This window comes from Glycomyces tenuis DSM 44171 (genome assembly GCF_000427885.1).
GTDB lineage: Bacteria > Actinomycetota > Actinomycetes > Mycobacteriales > Micromonosporaceae > Glycomyces > Glycomyces tenuis.
In genome coordinates this window covers 375,811-395,188 of record NZ_ATYW01000002.1, presented here as the reverse complement: position 1 = coordinate 395,188, position 19,378 = coordinate 375,811, and the positions used below count along the sequence as shown (strand labels likewise).

Annotated in this window: 19 protein-coding genes and 1 pseudogene; 11 read left to right on the top strand and 9 right to left on the bottom strand. The window is 71.6% G+C overall.

Annotated features, from left to right (window positions below):
• Positions 1-124 precede the first annotated feature (124 nt).
• A complete protein-coding gene (locus YWW_RS0104445) occupies positions 125-1,471 on the top strand; it encodes a GH1 family beta-glucosidase (protein ID WP_026929149.1) in 1,347 nt (448 codons plus the stop codon).
• Here the strand turns inward: YWW_RS0104445 and YWW_RS0104440 are convergent.
• Positions 1,468-2,052, bottom strand: coding sequence for a thiamine phosphate synthase (locus YWW_RS0104440; RefSeq protein ID WP_026929148.1), 585 nt, complete (start codon positions 2,050-2,052; stop codon positions 1,468-1,470). The two genes, YWW_RS0104445 and YWW_RS0104440, sit on opposite strands and share 4 nt — an antisense overlap.
• A gap of 126 nt (positions 2,053-2,178) precedes the next feature.
• Here YWW_RS0104440 and YWW_RS0104435 point away from each other — a divergent pair, with 126 nt between their 5' ends.
• The 3 genes from YWW_RS0104435 to YWW_RS38190 all read left to right on the top strand — a co-directional run bounded on the left by YWW_RS0104435 (position 2,179) and on the right by YWW_RS38190 (position 5,177).
• Positions 2,179-2,967: a maleylpyruvate isomerase family mycothiol-dependent enzyme gene (locus YWW_RS0104435; protein WP_026929147.1), complete on the top strand. Its 789-nt coding sequence runs from the start codon at positions 2,179-2,181 to the stop codon at positions 2,965-2,967.
• 120 nt (positions 2,968-3,087) lie between these two features.
• A complete protein-coding gene (locus YWW_RS28330) occupies positions 3,088-4,347 on the top strand; it encodes a YibE/F family protein (protein ID WP_211228422.1) in 1,260 nt (419 codons plus the stop codon).
• A 143-nt stretch (positions 4,348-4,490) separates the two neighbouring features.
• Positions 4,491-5,177, top strand: coding sequence for a cysteine hydrolase family protein (locus YWW_RS38190; RefSeq protein WP_081687203.1), 687 nt, complete (start codon positions 4,491-4,493; stop codon positions 5,175-5,177).
• A gap of 90 nt (positions 5,178-5,267) precedes the next feature.
• Here YWW_RS38190 and YWW_RS38185 read toward each other — a convergent pair.
• Positions 5,268-6,095, bottom strand: a pseudogene (locus YWW_RS38185) (LysR family transcriptional regulator); the annotation flags it as partial.
• Between the two features lie 100 nt (positions 6,096-6,195).
• Between YWW_RS38185 and YWW_RS0104420 the strand changes: the two are divergent.
• Entirely contained in the window at positions 6,196-7,449 is a 1,254-nt protein-coding gene (locus YWW_RS0104420; protein ID WP_026929146.1) for a pyridoxal phosphate-dependent aminotransferase, read from the top strand.
• Here the strand turns inward: YWW_RS0104420 and YWW_RS0104415 are convergent.
• The 3 genes from YWW_RS0104415 to YWW_RS28320 form a co-directional block, all read right to left on the bottom strand.
• The gene (locus YWW_RS0104415) at positions 7,433-7,798 is read right to left on the bottom strand and encodes a hypothetical protein (RefSeq protein ID WP_026929145.1); all 366 of its coding nucleotides are present in this window, start codon (positions 7,796-7,798) and stop codon (positions 7,433-7,435) included. The genes YWW_RS0104420 and YWW_RS0104415 overlap by 17 nt on opposite strands.
• Before the next feature lie 78 nt (positions 7,799-7,876).
• The gene (locus YWW_RS0104410; RefSeq protein WP_026929144.1) at positions 7,877-8,167 is read right to left on the bottom strand and encodes a 4a-hydroxytetrahydrobiopterin dehydratase; all 291 of its coding nucleotides are present in this window, start codon (positions 8,165-8,167) and stop codon (positions 7,877-7,879) included.
• Positions 8,168-8,179: 12 nt separating this feature from the next.
• The gene (locus tag YWW_RS28320; RefSeq protein ID WP_211228420.1) at positions 8,180-8,791 is read right to left on the bottom strand and encodes a carbonic anhydrase; all 612 of its coding nucleotides are present in this window, start codon (positions 8,789-8,791) and stop codon (positions 8,180-8,182) included.
• A 182-nt stretch (positions 8,792-8,973) separates the two neighbouring features.
• Between YWW_RS28320 and YWW_RS0104400 the strand changes: the two genes are divergently transcribed.
• Complete coding sequence (locus YWW_RS0104400) at positions 8,974-9,654, top strand: winged helix-turn-helix transcriptional regulator (protein WP_026929143.1); 681 nt, start codon at positions 8,974-8,976, stop codon at positions 9,652-9,654.
• Between the two features lie 13 nt (positions 9,655-9,667).
• Here YWW_RS0104400 and YWW_RS28315 read toward each other — a convergent pair whose 3' ends face one another.
• On the bottom strand, positions 9,668-10,477 hold the full coding sequence (locus YWW_RS28315; protein ID WP_051325365.1) for a putative hydro-lyase: 810 nt from the start codon (positions 10,475-10,477) through the stop codon (positions 9,668-9,670).
• A gap of 219 nt (positions 10,478-10,696) precedes the next feature.
• Between YWW_RS28315 and YWW_RS33745 the strand changes: the two genes are divergently transcribed.
• Positions 10,697-13,783, top strand: a complete 3,087-nt coding sequence (locus tag YWW_RS33745) for an AfsR/SARP family transcriptional regulator (RefSeq protein WP_051325364.1) — start codon at positions 10,697-10,699, stop codon at positions 13,781-13,783.
• Positions 13,784-13,854: 71 nt separating this feature from the next.
• Complete coding sequence (locus YWW_RS0104385; protein WP_026929142.1) at positions 13,855-14,838, top strand: zinc-binding dehydrogenase; 984 nt, start codon at positions 13,855-13,857, stop codon at positions 14,836-14,838.
• A gap of 16 nt (positions 14,839-14,854) precedes the next feature.
• On the opposite strand, the gene YWW_RS28305 is transcribed toward YWW_RS0104385, so the two are convergent.
• On the bottom strand, positions 14,855-16,054 hold the full coding sequence (locus tag YWW_RS28305; RefSeq protein ID WP_051325363.1) for an MFS transporter: 1,200 nt from the start codon (positions 16,052-16,054) through the stop codon (positions 14,855-14,857).
• Positions 16,055-16,228: 174 nt separating this feature from the next.
• Complete coding sequence (locus tag YWW_RS28300; protein WP_035697088.1) at positions 16,229-17,080, bottom strand: helix-turn-helix transcriptional regulator; 852 nt, start codon at positions 17,078-17,080, stop codon at positions 16,229-16,231.
• A 102-nt stretch (positions 17,081-17,182) separates the two neighbouring features.
• Between YWW_RS28300 and YWW_RS0104370 the strand changes: the two genes are divergently transcribed.
• Positions 17,183-17,932, top strand: coding sequence for an SDR family NAD(P)-dependent oxidoreductase (locus YWW_RS0104370; RefSeq protein WP_026929141.1), 750 nt, complete (start codon positions 17,183-17,185; stop codon positions 17,930-17,932).
• A 73-nt stretch (positions 17,933-18,005) separates the two neighbouring features.
• On the opposite strand, the gene YWW_RS28295 is transcribed toward YWW_RS0104370, so the two are convergent.
• Positions 18,006-18,560 carry an RNA-guided endonuclease InsQ/TnpB family protein gene (locus tag YWW_RS28295; protein ID WP_051325362.1) on the bottom strand — a complete coding sequence of 185 codons (555 nt, stop codon included), beginning with the start codon at positions 18,558-18,560 and terminating at the stop codon, positions 18,006-18,008.
• 200 nt (positions 18,561-18,760) lie between these two features.
• Here YWW_RS28295 and YWW_RS0104360 point away from each other — a divergent pair, with 200 nt between their 5' ends.
• Complete coding sequence (locus tag YWW_RS0104360; RefSeq protein WP_026929140.1) at positions 18,761-19,048, top strand: type II toxin-antitoxin system Phd/YefM family antitoxin; 288 nt, start codon at positions 18,761-18,763, stop codon at positions 19,046-19,048.
• On the top strand, positions 19,045-19,317 hold the full coding sequence (locus YWW_RS0104355) for a type II toxin-antitoxin system RelE family toxin (protein WP_026929139.1): 273 nt from the start codon (positions 19,045-19,047) through the stop codon (positions 19,315-19,317). Before YWW_RS0104360 ends, YWW_RS0104355 begins: the two co-directional genes overlap by 4 nt.
• Positions 19,318-19,378: the final 61 nt, after the last annotated feature.

The window sequence follows — 19,378 nt, the reverse complement described above, 5'->3', positions numbered from 1 at the left end:
CGGCTGTATCGATACCTGTATCATCCCTGTTCGATGGGAGCGGTGACATGAACGTATCATCGGCACCGCTGGAAACTTGCAGAACTCAGTCGTCAGACACCCCCCGCCTCGAAAGGTGCGCCCCATGCCGCAGCTCGACTTCCCCGAGGGATTCCTCTGGGGGACCGCAACCGCCTCCTACCAGATCGAAGGCGCCACAAGCGAGGACGGCCGCGGGCCGTCGATCTGGGACACCTTCGCCGACACCCCCGGCAGGACGTGGCGCGGCCAGTCCGGACGGGTCGCCTGCGACCACTACCACCGCGTCGACGAGGACATCGCCCTCATGCGGTCGATGGGCGTCGACACCTACCGCTTCTCGATCGCCTGGCCGAGGATCCAGCCCGACGGCTCGGGCCCGGCCAACCCGGCCGGGCTCGACTTCTACGACCGGCTCGTCGACAAGCTCACCGCCGCCGGGATCAAGCCGATGCCGACCCTCTACCACTGGGACCTGCCGCAGACGCTGGAGGACCACGGCGGGTGGCCGGTGCGCGAGACCGCCGAGCGCTTCGGCGACTACGCCGCGATCGTCGGCGCGCGCCTGGCCGACCGGATCGACACGTGGTGGACGCTGAACGAGCCGTGGTGCTCGGCGTTCCTCGGCTACGGCAGCGGCCACCACGCGCCGGGCCGCACCGAGCCGGCCGCGACGCTCGCGGCGGCCCACCACCTGCTCCTCGGCCACGGGCTCGCGACGAAGGCGCTGCGCGCCGCCGGCGCCGAGCAGGTCTCGATCGTGCTCAACCCGACCCAGTGCCGGGGCGACGAGGAGGCCGTGCGCTACACCGACGCGATCGCCAACCGGATCTTCTTCGACCCGCTGTTCAAGGGCGCCTACCCGACCGAGGTCATCGAGCGCACCGCGCACCACACCGACTGGAGCTTCGTCCAGGACGGCGACCTGGAGCTCATCTCGCAGCCGATCGACCTCTTGGGCCTCAACTACTACAACCCGTCCTGGTTCAAGGACGCCCCCGGAGCGCCGGAGAACCCGGTCGGCCCCGGCTCGGCCGGGATCGGGCAGTGGACGCCCGAGGAGCTGGACGTGACCGACATGGGCTGGCCGATCGACGCGAGCGGCCTGACCGACCTCCTGTTGCGCGTCCACAAGGACTACGGCGTGCCGACGATGATCACCGAGAACGGCGCGGCCTACCCGACCGGCCCCGACGCGAACGGCGAGGTCGTCGACACCGAGCGGGTCGACTACCTGCGCTCGCACATCGCCGCGGTCCACGACGCGATCACCCAGGGCGCCGACGTGCGCGGCTACACCGCCTGGTCGCTGCTGGACAACTTCGAGTGGGCCTTCGGCTACGACAAGCGCTTCGGCCTGGTCTACGTCGACTACGCGACCCAGCGCCGCATCCCCAAGGCGAGCGCGAAGTTCTACACCGAGGTCATCGCCGCGAACGGCCTCGACCGCTAGACGGGTTCGAGGGCGGCCCGCAGGGCCGCGACGACGCGATCGGGCTCGGCGGCGCGCATGACCGCGCCCATGACCGCGGCCCCCGCCGCGCCCGCTTCCCGGGCGGCGAGGGCGCGGTCGGGGCCGGTCACGCCGCCGAGGGCGTACACCGGCACCGGGCTGGTGGCGACGCGTTCGGCCAGGCCGTCGAGGCCGAGGGCCGGGCCGTAGCCGGGCTTGGAGTCGGTGGTCCAGATCGGCGAGTAGGTGATGTAGTCCAGGTCCGCATCGATGGGCTCTCCGGCGTGGACCGACCTGCCGAGGCAGGCCGGGCGCGGCACGGGGACCGGGAAACGGGACGAAAGGTGCGCGGCGCGCACCGCCTCGGGCGGGTCGGCGACGATGAGCTCGCCGCCGGAAGCGGCGAGGGCGCCTTCGAGGCGCTGGGCCAGGCGCCGCCGCCGGTCCCAGTCGAGGTGCTTGTCGCGCAGGAGCAGTGAGAACGGACCGCCGCGCAGCGCACGGCGGACCTGCTCGTCGAGGGGCCTGGGGCAACCGTCGACGTCAGTGATGACGATGAGCCGGTGTTGCGGTTCGGCCATGACAGGCGAGCCTATCGGATTTGCGCCTTAGGTCCAGCGCACCATGGGTCGACCGTTTTAACACTTCCGTATCGGTTCACGGTCCTAACTTGCGTAATTCACGACACAGGTGAAAGACTGCTGTGGATGAATATCGGCGATCAAATCAACGTGCTGCGTACCGAGGGGGAGCGGATCGCCATCGCGGGAGGAGAACTCGCGCTCAACGCCGCTGTGCCGACTTGCCCCGGTTGGAGCGTCAAAGACCTGTTGACCCATATCGGAACTGTCCATCGATGGGCGACGGCCATTGTCGCCCGCGCCTTGGCCCATGACCCCCGGCAACGCGACTTCCAGCATGTCGTGGGGCCGCTGCCCCACGACGAACTGCTGGTCGACTGGGTCCGGCTGGGCCTCGGCGAGCTCGTCGAGACCCTGGAGGCCGCACCGGACGACCTCCAATGCTGGCAGGTGTTCGCATCGGAGTCGTCGAAGCGGTTCTGGGTGCGGCGCCAGGCCCACGAGACCACCATCCACCGCGTGGACGCCGAGCAGGCCAGAGGAGACGAGATCTCCCCGGTCAACCGGGACTTCGCGGCCGACGGCATCGACGAGCTGCTGCTGGGCTTCCACGGGCGGCCGACGAGCCGGGTGCGGGCGCTGCACCCTTCGGTGCTGCACATCCACGCGATCGATCTGGCGCCCGGGCGCGGCGACTGGTACATCCACCCGACCGACGCCGGCCCGCTGGTGACGTTCAACGAGGTCGAGTCGCCTCATTGCACGATCGAGGGCCCGGTGGAACTGCTGTACCTGGCGCTGTGGAATCGGCTGCCTTTCGACGACCTCACGGTGAGCGGCGACCCGGCACTGCTGCAACTGTGGCGAAACTACTCGGCGGTGCGCTGGGTGGATCCGGTTTCGTTCAGCAACTAGAGCGCTACAGTGCGTAACTCCAGGTGGGGCGAGCCGATCGCCAGCGGGCCGCGCCGGAGCGGCGCGGCTCGGCGGGTCGGTGCCGCCTCGGGCCCGGCCCCGGCCCGTATGCTCTCACGGGTGAACCGAGAGCATCTCGCGCCGACTGACGCCGTGCCGCGCGCCGCCCTGTGGATCCTCGTCCCGGCGGCGATCGCCACCATCGCCGGTCTCGCGCTCCTGTGGCCCACCGACGTGCAAGACGCCGAAGGCGAGGGCTTCGGGACCGAGGTCGAGGGCCGTGTCATCTCCGTCCACGAGACCGAGTGCGGCGCCGAGCAGGAGCAGCTGTCCGAGCAGCTCCAGGCCGAGCGGTGCGGCGAGGTCCTGGTGCGCCTCACGTCGGGGCCGGACGCGGACGCCGAGATCCTGGTCGACATCCCCGCCGGGCCCGGCGCCGCCGAGGTCGCCGCCGGGGACGACGTGGTCTTGATCCACACGCCCGACTCGGTGAGCGAGCAGCAGTACCACATCATCGACCACGAGCGCTCCAGCGCGCTGTGGGCGCTGGTGATCGCGTTCGCGCTCGCGGTGGTCGCCTTCGGCCGCTGGAAGGGCCTGCGCTCGCTGGTGAGCCTCGGGCTGACGTTCGCGGTGGTGCTGCTGTTCGTCGTCCCGGCGATCCTGGACGGCCGCTCGCCGATGCCGGTGGCGGTCGTCGGCTCGGCGGCGATCATGCTGGTGTCGCTGTACCTCTCGCACGGGTGGAACCGGACCAGCACGGTGGCGGTGCTCGGGACGCTCGCCTCGCTGGTGCTCACCGGCGTGCTCGCCCAGGGCGCGGTCCACCTGGCGCAGCTCAACGGCGTGCTCGACGAGGAGACGACGTCGCTGGCGATGCAGTACCCGATCGACATGTCGGGTCTGCTGCTGGCGGGCATCCTCATCGGCGCGCTCGGCGTCATCGACGACGTCACGGTATCCCAGGCGGCCACGGTGGACGAGGTGGCGAAGGCGAACCCGAAGTGGGGCCGCTCGCGCCTGTTCAAGTCGGGCATGCGGGTCGGGCGCGACCACCTGACCTCGGTGATCAACACGCTCGTGCTGGCGTACGCGGGCGCCTCGCTGCCGCTGCTGGTGCTCATCGCCGCCGCCGACCGCCCGCTGGGGCAGGTGCTGACCAGTCAGACGATCGCCACCGAGATCGCCCGCTCGGTGGTGGGCACGCTGGGGCTCATCGCGGCCGTGCCGATCACGACGTGGCTGGCCGCGATCCTGGCGCGGCGCGAGCCGCCGAAGGAGAAGCGGCCCAAGGAGCCCAAGCGGCCGAGGCCGGAGCCGCGGGAGGGCGAGTCGTGGGACGAGGAGGACTCGCCGTACCCGCCTTCGCATCTGCGCTGAGCGTTCGGCACCGATTCGGTGAACCAGCGTCGACGAGCGAGCGTTCCCGAGCCCGGTCAGGGGATCGACGCGGGCAAGAAGGTCAAGGGCCGAAGCCTCCATAAGCGGTTGCCGGGCGCTGTCGCGCTTGCGAGGATGATCGAATGAGCCCAGGTCCCAGCACGAATCCGGCCATGAGTCCATCCGATGCGTTCTACCGGCTGCCGCTGGAGCGAGTCGCGGTCGTCATGATCGACTTCCAGAACGACTTCTGCAGCCCCGAGGTGTTCGACGGCGCACCGGCGACCAACACCCACAATGCGCAGACCGCGCTGCGCGCCAATGCCTTCGCGCGGCGCGCAGGCGATCTGGGCGCGCGAGTGGTCTACACCCGGCAGGTCCTCGACTTCGACCACCTCACCGACCGCCAGCGCCGCTGGGAGACACCCGACGGCCTGTGCGCCGCGGGGACCTGGGGCGCCGAGCTGTTCGTCCCGCCGGTCCCGAACGCCAGCGTGGTCGTCAAGCACCGCTTCGATTGCTGGCAGAGTCCGTCCTTCACCGGACTGCTCGACCACTACGACATCGACGGGCTGGTCATATGCGGCGTCGAGCTCGTCTGCTGCGTGCTCTACGCCGTCATGGGCGCCGCCGAACGGGGCTATCACTACCTGGTGCCCCAAGACCTCGTGTCGGGCCAGGACCCCGGCGACCAGACCGACAACAAAGCGGTGCGCGACTTCCTCAGATTCAATCAGGCAGAGCGGGCCGTGGAATCCGGAGACGACATCCTCGCCGGATGGCGGCAGCAGCTCCCAGGCCCCGGCCTTCCGGGACCGGACCCCCGCTAAGAAGCGGTCGGCGGCGGCCATGAGCTTCTTGGCCGCCTGGTGCAGCGCCTGGAGCGCGGCCATGACGGCCGGGCGGCCGGTCGAGGCGGTGCGGTGGACGGCGTAGACGTCGCGGCCGGTCAACGGCTCGGCGACGCGACGCACCGCCACGTCGCGCCGCTCCGCGGCGGCCATCCACGGCGCGACGGTGACGCCGAGGCCCTTGGCCACCAGCGTCAGGATCGTGTCCAGACCTTCGAACTCCGAGACCGGCACGGCGATGCCCTCGGCGCGCCACAGCCGGTCGAGCGCCATCCGCGACGGCTCCCCCACCGGCGAGGCGATCCAGGGCTCGGCGGCCAGGGCGTGCGCCGAGAGCTCCTCGGCGGCGGCGAGCCGGTGCCTGGGCGGCAGGACCGCGACGAGCGGGTCGGAGACGAGGTGGTGGTAGGTGAGCGGCCCGGCCGCGGCCGGGCGGCGGATGCCGGACCAGTCGTCGATCAGGGCGAGGTCGATCTCGCCGGAGCGGACGCGCGCGAGGCTCTCGGTGACGGTGCGCTGCTGGCGCAGGACCATGGTGAGCTCGGGGTAGCGGCGCAGGCGGCGCACGATCGGCCCGGCGAGGGCGACGGCGACGGTGGGGAACGCGGTGATGGTGACCCGGCCTCTGGGTTCGGCGGCGTCGGCGGCGAGGTCGGTCTCGGCGGCGTCGATGGCGTCGAGGATGGCGCCGGTGTGCTCGACGAGGCGGCGCCCGGCGTCGGTCAGCTGGGCGGTGCGGGCGGTGCGCTCCAGGAGCGCGACACCGGTCTCCTTCTCTAGGGCGGCAAGCTGTTGCGAGACGGCCGAGGCGGTCTGCGAGGTGGCGACGGCGGTGGCGGCTATCGACCCGTGGGCCGCGAATTCGTAGAGCAGCCGCAGGCGGCGGACATCGAGCATAAGCAAATCTTACGCTCGGCAACAGGCAGGGATACTTGCGATGATGCTCTGTTCGCACCAGGCTGGACGGTGACGAGGAAGTCCCACGAAGGAGACGACAGTGACTGTCTCAGCCACCCTGGCCGCGAGTGAAACGATCGCCGCCCGCCGAGCCGCCGGAGAGGAGGTGCTCGCGCTCGCCTTCGGTGAGGCCGGGATCCCGGTGCACCCCTTGCTGGGGCAGCGTCTCGCGCGAGCCGCGGGCCAGACGTCGTACGGCCCGGTGGCCGGGATCCGCCCGGCCCGCGAGGCGGCCGCCGGGTACTGGACGCGGCGCGGCCTGACCACCGGGTCCGAGCAGGTGCTCCTGGGGCCGGGCTCCAAGCCGCTGCTGTTCGCGGTCCTGCACGCCGTCGGCGGCGAGGCCATCGTGCCGAGTCCGGCGTGGGTGTCCTATGCGGCCCAGGCCGAGCTCATGGGCCGCACCCCGATCCGGGTGCCCGTCCCGGCGGGCGAGGGCGGCGTGCCCGAGGCCGAGGCGCTCGACGCCGCGGTGCGCGGCGCGCGAGCCGAGGGCCGCGAGCCGCGCATCGTGGTCGCCACGCTGCCGGACAACCCGACCGGGCGCATCGCCTCCGAGGGCTCGGTGAAGGCGCTGTGCGAGGCGGCCCGCGAGCTGGACCTGGTCATCGTGGCCGATGAGATCTACCGCGACCTGGTCTTCGAGGACGGCCCATTCCCGTCCCCGGCCGCGTGGGCGCCGGAGCGGACGGTGACGACGACGGCCTTGAGCAAGAACTACGCGCTCGGCGGCTGGCGCATCGGCGCGGCGCGGTTCCCGGGCTCCCCGCTCGGCGAGTCGCTGCGCGAGACGGTGCGCGGCACCGCCTCCGAGGTGTGGTCGTCGACGCCGATGCCCATGCAGCACGCGGCGGCCTACGCCTGGTCGGACCCGGTGGAGCTGGTCGACCGGCTCGTCTCGAGCAGGCGGCTGCACGGCGCGGTGACGCGGGGCGCGGCCGAGGTGTTCGCCGAGGCCGGCTGCGAGGTCGACCCGCCGCAGGGCGGCTTCTACGTCTGGCCGGACTTCGAGCCGCTGCGCGGGCGCCTGGAGGAGCGGTGGTCGGTGCGGACCGGCGCCGAGCTGGCGCGGGTCCTGCTCGACGAGTTCGGGGTCGGCGTGCTGCCCGGTTCGGCGTTCGGCGCCGAGGAGTCGTCGCTGCGGCTGCGCGTGGCGGTGCCCGGCGTCTACGGCTCGTCCGATTCGGAGCGGCTCGCGGCGCTGGTCTCGACCGATCCGCTGGAGATGCCGTGGATCGCCGACGCACTCGGCGCGCTGGGGTCCAAACTGGCCGCGCTCACCGCCACGCGTTGATCGCGGTGATGGCCGCGTACACGACGGCGACGACGATGACGAGCGCGAGGATCAGGAACAGCGCGCCGACGAAGCGCTGGATCTCCAGTTCGTAGCCGTGTCTGACGGGGCCGCGCCAGCGGCCGTAGCGCCAGTGGTCGCGTCCGGGCGTGAGCTCGCGCTCGGAAGTGAGGTCGTCGAGGTCTTCCAGGAGCGCCTGGAGGTCGGCGACGCTCACGGCGCGGCGGGCCAGCTGGCGGCGCAGCCGGTACTCCGGCGTGTCGATCAGTCCTCGTCGGCGTGCGACCGCGAGGCTGTAGAGCGTGCTCCGCTTGTCCGCTTTCGAAGCGCGAGATGCGTAGGCGTCCATGACACCCTCCCCACCTTCTCGGTCTCAATGATGCCAGAGAAGTGAAGAATGCGCATATCGCCGCGTGCGGGGCGAGCCCTAATCGAGCAGCGCCGAGACCTCCTGCGCCAGAGCGGTGTCCTTTGCGGAGACCTTGTGCCCGGCGGAGTGCGTGGTGGTCGAGACGGTCAGCTTGTTGTACTGGATCGTCAAGTCCGCGTGGTGGTTGCGGCGCTCCTGGAGCCACCCGACGGCCGCCGCGGCGGACACCGCGGCGAGGTGCCCGTCGAAGGTCCACGAGCACACCAGGTGGTCGTCGGTGTGATTCCAGCCGGGCAGTTCGGAAAGCGCCAGCTCGATCTCTGCTTCGGTCAACGGTTGATCGGTCATGCCCCGATTGTGTCAGTTCTGGTCGACGAGCGACACGACTCCGGTGTCCAAGTCGTAGACCGCGCCGACGACGAGCACGCCCTCGAGCGAGGAGCGCCTGCTCAGGTCGGCGACAGTGCGCCGCACCTGGAGGCGCAGCGCGTGCGAAGCGGTGTCGCGGCCCTCCTCCGCTTCGGCGATGGCCTGCGAGGCGGGCTGCCACAGCTGCTCGACGAGGTAGCCGGTGCGGGGATCGTGCGTATCGTCCTCGACGGCCCGCAGGGCCGCGCCGATCGCGCCGCAGCGCTCGTGGCCGAGGACGACGACCAAGGCCACGTCCAGCTCGGCGGCGGCGAACTCGAGCGAGCCGACCGCGGCCCGGTCGGGCACGTGCCCGGCGGTGCGGACGACCAGCAGCTGGCCGAAGTCGCAGTCGAACACCGACTCGGCGGTGACCCGCGAGTCGATGCAGGTGAACACGACGGCGTCGGGCCGCTGGTCCGGGGCGGCCCCGCGGGCGGCGTTGATGTCGCGCGCGTACCGGGGTTCTCCGGCTATGAAACGGCCGTTGCCTTCGAGGAGGCCCGCCAGCGTCGAGGCGGCCCGGTGGTGGTCCATGAGCGAAGTCGCGGTCAATTCAGGCACCCCTGCATAGTGCCCAACGGAACGGGACGCCGCAAGTTCGACCCGGCCTGTGGGACGCGTCTTTCACAGACCGGCCGTTACCGTCCCGAGATCTCGCGGTCCCGAATCAGGAGGAAAGGCTCTCGAAACCATATCGTAAGATCAACGGAAACCACCTTCACCCGTCTGACCTGGAGGAACCGGTGCGCACTTACGGCGACGGCTGCCCCGCGGCCCACGCCCTCGACCTCGTCGGCGAGCGCTGGTCGCTCCTGATCGTCCGCGAACTCGTCCTCGGTCCCAAACGCTTCACCGACCTGCGCGGCGGCCTCCACGGCGCCAGCGCCAACGTCATCTCGCAGCGGCTGCGCGAACTCGAATCGCACGGCGTCATCACCAAACGCCGCCTCCCGCCGCCGGCGGCCTCCAAGGTGTACGAGCTGACCGAATGGGGCCGCGAGCTCGAGGCCGTCATCGTGCGGCTGCTGCGCTGGGGCGCGCGCTCGGCCGGGATGCCGCTGGACGCGCCGATCGGCACCGACGCGCTCATCCTGGCCCTGCGCGGCCTGTTCATGCCCGTCGCCGCGCAGGGCTTCGACGCGGCGTTCGAGCTGTGGGTCGGCGACCGGCCGTTCGTCGCCGAGATCCTGGACTCCCAGCTCCTCCTGGCCCCCGGGCGGCCCGAGCACCCCCACGCGGTCATCCGCACCGACCCCGAGACGCTCAAGCGGCTCACCCTCGGCGGGCGGAGCCTGGACGTCTCACTGCACGCCGGGCGCATCACCGTCCAGGGCGACCAGGCCATGGCCGAGCGGTTCCTGGGCATGTTCCGCCTCCCCGAGCCGGCCGCCTCCTCCCGCATCGACGGCGAGGTCTCGGCGTAGCGCGGGGTCGGCGCTACCGTTCCCGGCGCGGCCTGGTCTTCGGCCCGATGCGGCGGTCGGTGATGAGCATGTGGCCCGGCGCGTGGGTGATCGCGAACGGCAGCTCCGCGGCGATGATCGCCTCCTGCACCGTCACCCCGCACGCCCAGAACACCGGGACGTCGTCGGCGGCCATCGCCACGGCGTCGCCGTAGCGGGGACTGGCGAGGTCCCGGATGCCGAGCATGGCCGGGCTGCCCACGTGCACCGGCTCGCCGTGCGCGTAGGGCATCTCCGCGGTGATCGCCGCGGCCCTGGCGATCAGGTCCGCGGGCATCGGGCGCATCGACACCACCAGCCGCGTGCGGAACGGCCCCGCCCGCAGGCACCGCCTCGACGTGCGGTACATGGGGACGTCGCGGCCCTGCTCGAGGTGCCGCAGCGGTATGCCCGCGCGACGCAGCGCGGACTCGAACGTGAGACTGCACCCCAGCAGGAACGTCACCAGGTCCTTGCTCCACAGGGCGCGGACGTCGGTGCGGGTCTCCACCAGCTCGCCGTCCCGCCACACCAGGTAGGCGGGCAGGTCGCGCCGCAGATCGGCGCCCTCGGCGAGCCCGGTCGTGAACCGGCCCGCCCCGGCGATGTCCAGCAGCGGGCACACCTGGGGATTGCGGACGGCGAAGCGCCGCAGAGCGACGGCGTGGCGGCGGTGCACGCTGACCAGGCCGGCCTGCACGTAGCCGTCCGACCAGCCGCCGGTGGGGGCGACGAGCCCTTCGCGGAACCTGGCGCGGGCGTCGGCGGGGCGGAGCGTCGCGGCGGGGCACTCTCGTGTGAACATCTCTCCTCCTCCATTGCTCATGCACTGAGCATCGGAGGCCGCCCGCCAGAACGCTCACGACTTCTTCACGAGCGCGCCCCGAGTGCCCGTGCGAGCGTTCACCACCGCATTGACGAAACCACTTAGACTGGAAAGCGCCTCTCCCCCACGCAGCGTGCCGGCGCATGCCACGCCCCGCTCCCCCACGCGGCCGGCCCGACGACCCTAAGGAGGTGGCCCGTGGAATTCGGCATCCTCGGCGCCCTGCAAGTGACGCGCGACGGCGCGCCGGTCCCGCTCCCCGGCCGCGTCCTGCCGCGGCTCCTCGCGGTCCTGCTGCTCGAGGCCGAGCACGTGGTGACCCTGCCGAAACTCATCGAGGCGGTGTGGGACGAGCGCCCCCCTGCCACGGCCCGCCGCCAGATCCAGAACACCGTCGCCGCCATCCGCGGCCTGCTCCACGGCGAGAGCGCCGAGGTGGAGACCGTCGGCGCCGGCTACGCGCTGCGGGTGCGGCCCGAGCAGGTCGACTCGCTGCGGTTCCAGGCCGCCGTGCGCATCGCCGGCGAGCAGGTCGCCGCCTCCGAACCCGAAGCGGCCCTGCGCGGCCTGCGCGAAGCGCTCGGATGGTGGCGGGGCCCGGCCCTGGCGGGCCTGTCGGGAAGCATCATCGAGGCCGGGGCGCGGCTGTGGGACGAGGAGCGCGCCGCCGCCGAAGAGGACCGGGCCGAACTCGAACTGGCGCTGAACACCGGCGCGCCCGTCATCGCCGACCTGCGGCGCGTCCTGGCCGAGCACCCGTACCGGCAGCACACCGCCGAGCTGCTCATGACCGCGCTGTACCGCGCCGAGCGCGCCCCCGAGGCGCTCGACGTGTACGAGGCCATGCGCAGGCGGCTGCGCGACGAGCTCGGCATCGACCCCGGCCAGCGGCTGCGGGAGCTGCACACCGCGATCCTGCGCGACGACCCCGAGATCGGGACCCCGAAGGCGAGCCCGGAGTTCACGCCGACGCAGCCGCTGCCCGCGCCCGCCCAGCTGCCCGCCGACAGCGTCCACTTCACCGGCCGGGGCGACCAGCTCGCCGAGCTCGACCGGCTCACCGAGCCCGGACCGAGCGTCGCCGTCCTGTCCGGCATCGGCGGCTCGGGCAAGTCCACCCTGGCCCTGCACTGGGCCCACCGGGTGCGCGAACACTTCGGCGACGGGCAGCTGTACGTGAACCTGCGCGGCTTCGACCGGGCCCCGCCGCTGTCGCCGCTCGACGCGCTCGCCGGGTTCCTGCGGGCGCTCGGCGTCCCCACCGAGGCCATCCCGCCCGACGCGGAGGAGGCCGCGGGCCTGTTCCGCTCCCGCCTGGCCGACACCAGCACCCTCGTCATCCTCGACAACGCCGGCAGCGCCGCCCAGGTGCGGCCGCTGCTGCCGGGCACCGCCGGCTGCGCCGCCGTCGTCACCAGCCGCCTGCGTCTGCCCGAACTGGCCGCGTTCCACGACGTCCTGCCGATGACCGTGGACTCGCTCGACACCGGCGACGCGCTCCGCTTCCTGACCAGCCTGGTCGGGGCCGAGCGGATGGAGGCCGAGCCCGAGGCCGCCCGCCGCCTCGCGGCCCTGTGCGCCGGACTGCCCCTGGCGCTGCGCATCGTCGGCACCAACCTGGCCGCCCGCCCCGCAGCCACCCTCGCCGGCACCGCCACCGAGCTCTCCGACCGCGACCGCCTCTCGCGCCTGGCCGTCGAAGGCGACCCGACGACCACCGTCGCCGCCGCCTTCGACCTGTCCTACCAGGCGCTGCTGCCCGACGAGCAGCTGATGTACCTGAACCTGGCGCTCCTGCCGGGCGCCGACTTCAGCGAAGGCCTCGCCATCGCGCTCGCCGACCGCGACCCCCAGGCCGCCGAACGCACCCTCGACCGGCTCGTGGCCGCCCACCGCGTCGAGGAGTACCGGCCCGGCCGCTACCGCTTCCACGACCTCGTCCGCGAGTACGCCAGGCGCCGGGCCGAGGACACCTTCGACGCGGCCGAACTCCAGCGGCTGCGCGAGCAGGCCGTGGACTGGTACGCGACCGGCTCGTCCCTGCTGCCCACCGAGGAGTACCGCAACATCGTCGCGACCTTCCTCGAATGGAACGGCCACCCGACCGTCTCGCGCCTGCTCACCCGCCTCATCCCCTTCGCCGACGCCGGATACCGCGACGAGCCCGGCGAGACCGGGCCGGTCGGCGACGACGAGCACTACCGGGTCGAGCCCGCCGACTCGGTGTACGAGCTCCCCGAGCTCGCCGCCGTCGCCGAACGCGGCATCGCCACCGGCAAGGACTCGGACGACCCCATGGACGCCGTCCGCGCCTACGCCCTGGCCGACGCCGTCGCCTACGCCGCCGGCGACCTGCCCAGGTCGATGCGGTACGCGCAGAAGACCCTCGAAGCGCTCAAACGCACCCCGCACGGCGACCGGACCGGCAAGGCCCGCAACGACCTCGGCACGACACTGACGCAGCTGGGCCGCTACCGGGAGGCCGTCTCGATCCTGCGCGAGGCCGTCGTCGCCGCCAACCGCTCCGGGCGCCCCCACGTCCAGGTCGAGGTCCTCACCTCACTGGGCTCGGTGCTGCGCCGCATGGGGATCTTCGCCGAGTCCGAGACGCTGCTGCTGCGGGCCCGCGACATCGACGCCGCCTCCGAAGGCGGCCCGACCACGGTCTACCCGCTGCTGTCGCTCTCGGAGCTCTACATCGACATGGGCCGCGTCACCGCCGCCGAGGAGCTGTGCCAGACCATCGCCGAGATGCTGCGCGACCACCCGTCGAAGTACTTCCGCGCCAGGCTCTACTTCAGGCAGGCCGCGGTGCACATCGCCGACGCCGACCACGTCCGCGCCGAGGCCGCGCTCACCCGCGGCCTGGAGCTGGTCGAGGAGATCAACGGCTGGCGCCACCAGCTGGTCTACACCTACCGGCTCGCCGAGCTGTTCGTCGACACCGGCCAGATCGACCGCGCCGGCGAGGCCCTCGACCGCGTCGCCGAGCTCGGCCGCTACCACACCTCCGAGACGCTCGCCGTGCACGCCAGAGTGCTGTGCAAGCTCCACACCCGCGCCGGACACCCCGACAAGGCGGTCAAGCTCGGGCGCCAGTCCTGCGACGTGTTCGCGGCCATGCCCGACCCGCTGCGCCAGGCCGAGAGCCTCCTCGCGCTCGCCGACGCCCACGCCTCCCGCGGCGAGGCGTCCGCGGCCGCCGCCTGCCGCGGCGAGGCCGAGGCCCTGTTCGCCTCGCTCGGCATCGACCGGTACCGCGGCGGCCCGGGTCCAGTCGCCTGACGGATGCGGCGCCGGTCGCCCGGCGCATAGCGTTGCGGGCACCACCGACCGCGACCGAGACGAGGAACGACATGCACGCCATCCGACAGCACGAATTCGGCGGCCCCGAGGTGCTCGCGTACGAAGAGGTCCCCGAGCCCGAACCGGGCCCCGGGCAGGTCCGCATCGCGGCCCGCGCCGCCGGCGTCCACGTCCTCGACACCGCCTATCGCTCCGGCGAGCGCGACAGGATGCCGTACGGCCCGCCCGAGCTGCCGATGACGCCCGGCCGCGAGAGCGCGGGCGTCGTCGACGCCGTCGGCGAGGGCGTCGACCCGGCGTGGATCGGCAGGAGGGTCGTCGCCCACCTCGGCTTCGCCTCCGGCGGCTACGCCGAGAAGGCCGTGCGGGAGGTCGAGTCCGTGCACGCCCTGCCGGACGGCGTCGGCTTCGAGCAGGCCGTCGCGATGATCGGCACCGGCCGCACGACCCTGATGGTCCTCGAAGTCGGGCCCGTGAGCGCCGAGGACGTGGTGATCGTCCCGGCCGCGGCGGGCGGCATGGGGACGCTCCTGGTGCAGGCCGCGAAGCGGGCCGGCGCGTTCGTCGTCGGCCTCGCCGGCGGCCCCGACAAGACCGCGCGGGTCCGCGAGAACGGCGCCGACGCGGCCGTGGACTACCGCGAGGCCGACTGGACGAATCGCCTCGACGATGCCCTCGACGGCCGCGAGGCGACACTGCTGTACGACTCGGTCGGCGGCGAGGCCGGCCGGGCCGCCTTCGAGCGCCTCGGCTTCGCCGGCCGGATGGTCGTGTTCGGATGGTCGGCGGGCAAGCCCACCGAGGTGACCGTCGAGGACATCACCGCGCGCGGCCTGACCGTCACCTCGGCGCTCGGCCCGAAGCTGATGGAGCGGATGGGCGGCCTGCGCCGCCTCGAGGAGCGGGCCCTGGCGGAACTGGCCGCGGGAAGGCTCGTGCCGGCGGTCCACACGTTCCGGCTCGCCGACGCGGGCGAGGCCCACCGCGCCCTGGAAGACCGGAGCACGACCGGAAAGGTGGTGCTGGTGCCGTAGCGCGGCTCCAGCGCCGTCAGATGCGAATCAGCTCCATGGTCGCGTCGGGCCGCGCCGGCACCCGCCGCCGCGCGGCCCGCACCGCGCCCGCCAGGGCGAACGACAGCACCAGCCCGGCCAGGGACAGCGCCACGCCCACCATCAGCGGCGCGGTCAGCCCCAGGCCGGCTCCGAGGACCATCCCGCCGAGCCAGGCGCCGTTGGCGTTGGCCACGTTGAACGCGGAGTGGTGCAGCGAGGAGGCCAGCGACGGCGCCTCGTGCGCGCCGTCGAGGAGCATCCGCGCCAGCACCGGGCTGACGATCGAGGAGGCGAACGCCATGGCGAACACGCACGCCACGGCCATGACCGGCGAGGCGACGGTGAACACCATGAGCGCCAGGACCGCCGCGATCGAGGTGAACGCGGCGAACAGGCCGCGCAGCGGGAAGCGGTCGGCCACCTGGCCGCCCGCGATGTTCCCGAGCGTCATCCCCAGGCCGAACACGACGAGCGTGCACGCGATCGCGAACGAGCCGAAACCGGTCACCTCCGACAGCAGCGGCGTCAGGTACGTGTAGCAGGCGAACATGCCGCCGAAGCCGATCATCCCGGTCAGCAGCGTCAGCACGACGCGCGCGCTGCGCAGCGCCCGGACCTCCGCGGCCGGGTTGCTCTGGCGGACCATCCCGCCGGTGTCCGGGACCGTCAGCTCGATGGCGATCATCGCCGCCACGGCGATCAGCGCGATCGCGACGAACACCAGCCGCCAGGTGACCAGATCCACCGCCAGGGCGCTGAGCGGGACGCCGACGACCGTGGCGATCGTCAGACCGGCCATGACCGCCGAGACCGCGCGGGCGCGCCGCTCGAACGGCACCAGGCTGGCCCCCACCACCGACGCCGCCCCGAAATAGGCGCCGTGCGGCAGGCCGGCGACGAACCGGGACGCGAGCAGCACCTCGAAGCTCGGCGCGAACGCCGTCAGCAGGTTCGCGCCCGCGAAGAACGCCATGAACGCGATGAGCAGCCGCTTGCGCGAGAACCGCGTCGTGGCGACGGTCAGCAGGGGCGCGCCGACGACGACGCCGACGGCATAGGCCGTCACCAGCATCCCGGCGTCGGCCAGGGAGACCTTCTCGGTGGCGGCGATGGCGGGCAGGATGCCCATGACGACGAATTCCGCGGTACCGATGCCGAACGACCCGATGGACATGGCGAACAGCGGCAAGCGCATGGAGCGACTCCGGTCGAGGACGAAGGGAAAGATGAGGAGCCCGCCCGCCGCTTCGGTGCCGGTCCGATCACAATGGGCTCGGTGCGGGGCTCCCGGGGTCCAAGCGTAGGCGGTGATCGTACCGTCCAGAAGACACGAAGGTGAATTCCCCGCGTGATATCTGTCGCGCGCTAGTCAGACCCGCACCACACCGGCCCCGGGCCGCCCGGCCACCTCCCGGGCGAGCGACGCGATCGCCTCGGCGGAGGGCGAGTCCGGTTCCGGCACATAGACGATGAGGCGCAGTTCGCTCCCGGGCACCGCCAGCACCTGGCAGTCGAACTCGACCGGCCCCAGGACCGGGTGGTCGACCCGCTTGGTCCGCGCCCGGCGCACCGCCACCTCGTGGTCGGCCCACATCGCCCCGAACTCGGGACTGGCGCGCAGCAGCTCCTCGACGAGCGAGCGCAGCTCCGCGTCGCCGGGGTTCCTGGCGAGGCTGGCGCGCACGTCCGCGACGCACTCGCGCAGGAAGCCCTCGTGCTGCGGATCGGCCAGCCGCTCGGCGGCGCCGGGGCCGGTGAAGGAGGTGCGCAGGATGTTCAGCTCCTCGACGCGCAGCTTCGAGAGGTAGCCCATGAACACCTCGGCCAGGCGGTTCCACGCGAGCATGTCGTAGCCGGCGTTGACCACGTACGCGGGGAAGTCGCCCAGGCCCGCGAGGAGGTTCAGCACGGTGCGCGGCACCTCGCGGCTCGGCGCCGCCGCCTCCGGCGACCCGTCGACCAGGTGGAACAGGTGCGCGCGCTGGTCGCGGTCGAGCACCAGGGCGCGGGCCAGCGCGCCCAGCACCTGCCGCGACGGCTTCGGGCCGCGGGCCTGCTCGAGGCGGACGTAGTACTCCACCGAGATCCCCGCCAGATGCGCCACCTCCTGGCGGCGCAGGCCGGGCGTGCGGCGGCGCGAGCCCTCCGGCAGGCCGACGTCGCCGGGACGGATGGCCGCGCGCCTCACGCGCAGGAAGTCGGCGAGCTGCTGTCGGTCCATGCCTCCAAGCCTCCCCCACTCGGCGCCGCTCATCCAGGTACCGGCGGTACCACCACAAGGCGTCCTCTTTCCGGGACCGCGGAACCGCAGGACGATGACGGCATGAACGACAAGATCGCACTCATCACCGGCGCCAACAAGGGCATCGGGTACGCCACCGCGCAGGGCCTCGGCGAGGCGGGCGTCACGGTCCTCGTCGGCGCCCGCTCACCGGAGCGGGGCGAGGCGGCCGCCGCGAGACTGCGCGCCGAGGGCCACGACGCCGCGTTCGTCCGTCTCGACGTCACCGACGCCGCGACCGTCACCGCCGCGGCCAGGCACGTCGAGGAGGCCTACGGGAAGCTCGACATCCTCGTCAACAACGCCGGGATCGCGCTCGCCGACGGCGGCTGGAGCACCAGCGAGCTGACGCTCGCCACGGCGCGGAAGGTCTTCGAGACCAACGTCTTCGGCGCCATCGCGGTGACCAACGCGTTCCTGCCGCTGCTGCACCGCTCCGAGGCGGGCCGGATCGTCAACGTCTCCAGCGAGATCGGCTCGATCGGCACGATGCTGCGCGAGGACCTCCCGTTCGGCGGGCAGCAGCCGGGCGCCTACGGGGCCTCGAAGGCGGCGCTGAACATGCTCACCGTCTCCTACGGCATCGAGCTGAAGGACACCGCGATCAAGATCAACGCGGTGACCCCGGGCTTCACGGCCACCGACCTGAACGGCAACCAGGGCACCCGCAAGGTCGAGGAGGGGGCGAAGATCGCGATCGACATGGCCCTGATCGGCGAGGACGGCCCGACCGCGAGCTTCATGAGCGACGGCCGCATCGACTACCTGAACGGAGCGATCGTGCCTTGGTAGGGAACAAGTAAGAGCACGGAACTCTTGGCCTGTCCGCTGAGAGTCAGAGCGCACCGCTCTTGGTTCCTTACTCTCAGAGCAGATTCACCTCATCACTGAGAATGGTTTCCTGCTTCGCAGCCCGTTGCCTCGGAGGTGAGAGCCCCCGAGGTCTTACACAGGCTCCACAGGCCTTGTCGACCGCAGGATCCGGCAGCGCTTCCGTTGCTGCCGGATCCTGTTCCTCGGCCGACACCGCCAGCCCAGCGGCAAGAATGTTCTTCGCGGCGTTGACATCCCGGTCATGCCGGGCACCGCAGCCCGGACAGGCCCACTTGCGGACCTCCAGGCGAAGTTCATCGAGCACGAATCCACATCCCGGATTCGAGCACCGCTTACTGGTCGGCTCCCAGCGGTCGACCACCGCGAGCCGCTTCCCGGCCCGCTCGCACTTGATCTCGAGCAGTCTCCGGAACCGATGCCAACCCATACGGACGATGTGGCGCGCGATCCTGCGGTTCTTCATCAGCCCCGCGATATGGAGATCCTCGATGCAGATCGTGTCGTACTCCTCGACCAACCGCGTGGTGGCCTTCTGGAGCATGTCCTCCCGGGCCTGGCTCTCCTTCGAGTGGTGCTGCGCCGCCATCCGCCCTTTGCCACGGCTGGAGGAGCCTTATTTTCGCAGACTGCTCGGCGCTGATATCACTTCTGGTCAGCCCTGCGGACGGGAGACCTGCTGTCCACCTTCCTGAACTCAACGCAGCAGCGAAAACCGGCATAAGCGTATTTACGTCCGTAAACGATAACAGATTGAAGTACCAAACGTACAGATGGTACCGTTACAACATGACTGATGCGGTGAACGAGATTCCAGTGAGCGAGCTTCGCGCTCATCTGGCCGATGTACTCAACGAGGCGACTTACTCAGGCACGCGCACCTTCATCACCCGTGCCGGCAAGCGAATCGCCGCTGTGGTGCCCGCTGATGACGCCGACCTGCTCGAAGAGGCCGAAGACACCTACCTGATGCAGCTCGCCGACCAGGCCGAGGCCGGCCAGGGCAATACGCCCCACAAACCGCTGTCCCAGGTGCTGGCCGAGTACGCCGAAGAGTTCGGCGAGGAAGCCGCGTGACCGAGGAGCATTACCGCGTCGTCTTCACCGATGAAGCCGACAAGCAGCTGAAAAAGCTCGACAAGGCAGTACGGCGACGCATCCTGCTCGCCATCGCCAAGCTGGAAGGGGAGCCCCGTCCCACCGGCGTGAAAAAACTCAAAGGCAGCTCGGACCGGTGGCGCGTCCGGGTAGGCGATTGGCGCATCGTCTACAAAATCGAGGACGGGCAACTCGTCGTCTTGGTGGTCGCGGTCGGCCACCGCAGCAAGGTCTACAAAGACACCTAGCGATCTTCGGCGGCAGCCGCCCCGATCAACAGCCCCCACCGAACGAACCTAGGCAGAAGCG

Excerpts from the sequence above, each read along its gene's own strand:
- YWW_RS0104440 (WP_026929148.1), bottom strand. The coding sequence starts at position 2,052 with ATGGCCGAACCGCAACACCGGCTCATCGTCATCACTGACGTCGACGGT.
- YWW_RS38190 (WP_081687203.1), top strand. The coding sequence starts at position 4,491 with ATGAGCCCAGGTCCCAGCACGAATCCGGCCATGAGTCCATCCGATGCG.
- YWW_RS28305 (WP_051325363.1), bottom strand. The coding sequence starts at position 16,054 with ATGCGCTTGCCGCTGTTCGCCATGTCCATCGGGTCGTTCGGCATCGGT.
- YWW_RS28315 (WP_051325365.1), bottom strand. The coding sequence starts at position 10,477 with ATGTTCACACGAGAGTGCCCCGCCGCGACGCTCCGCCCCGCCGACGCC.
- YWW_RS0104360 (WP_026929140.1), top strand. The coding sequence starts at position 18,761 with ATGACTGATGCGGTGAACGAGATTCCAGTGAGCGAGCTTCGCGCTCAT.
- YWW_RS0104410 (WP_026929144.1), bottom strand. The coding sequence starts at position 8,167 with ATGACCGATCAACCGTTGACCGAAGCAGAGATCGAGCTGGCGCTTTCC.
- YWW_RS0104415 (WP_026929145.1), bottom strand. The coding sequence starts at position 7,798 with ATGGACGCCTACGCATCTCGCGCTTCGAAAGCGGACAAGCGGAGCACG.
- YWW_RS28295 (WP_051325362.1), bottom strand. The coding sequence starts at position 18,560 with ATGGCGGCGCAGCACCACTCGAAGGAGAGCCAGGCCCGGGAGGACATG.
- YWW_RS0104370 (WP_026929141.1), top strand. The coding sequence starts at position 17,183 with ATGAACGACAAGATCGCACTCATCACCGGCGCCAACAAGGGCATCGGG.
- YWW_RS0104385 (WP_026929142.1), top strand. The coding sequence starts at position 13,855 with ATGCACGCCATCCGACAGCACGAATTCGGCGGCCCCGAGGTGCTCGCG.
- YWW_RS0104435 (WP_026929147.1), top strand. The coding sequence starts at position 2,179 with ATGAATATCGGCGATCAAATCAACGTGCTGCGTACCGAGGGGGAGCGG.
- YWW_RS0104445 (WP_026929149.1), top strand. The coding sequence starts at position 125 with ATGCCGCAGCTCGACTTCCCCGAGGGATTCCTCTGGGGGACCGCAACC.
- YWW_RS28300 (WP_035697088.1), bottom strand. The coding sequence starts at position 17,080 with ATGGACCGACAGCAGCTCGCCGACTTCCTGCGCGTGAGGCGCGCGGCC.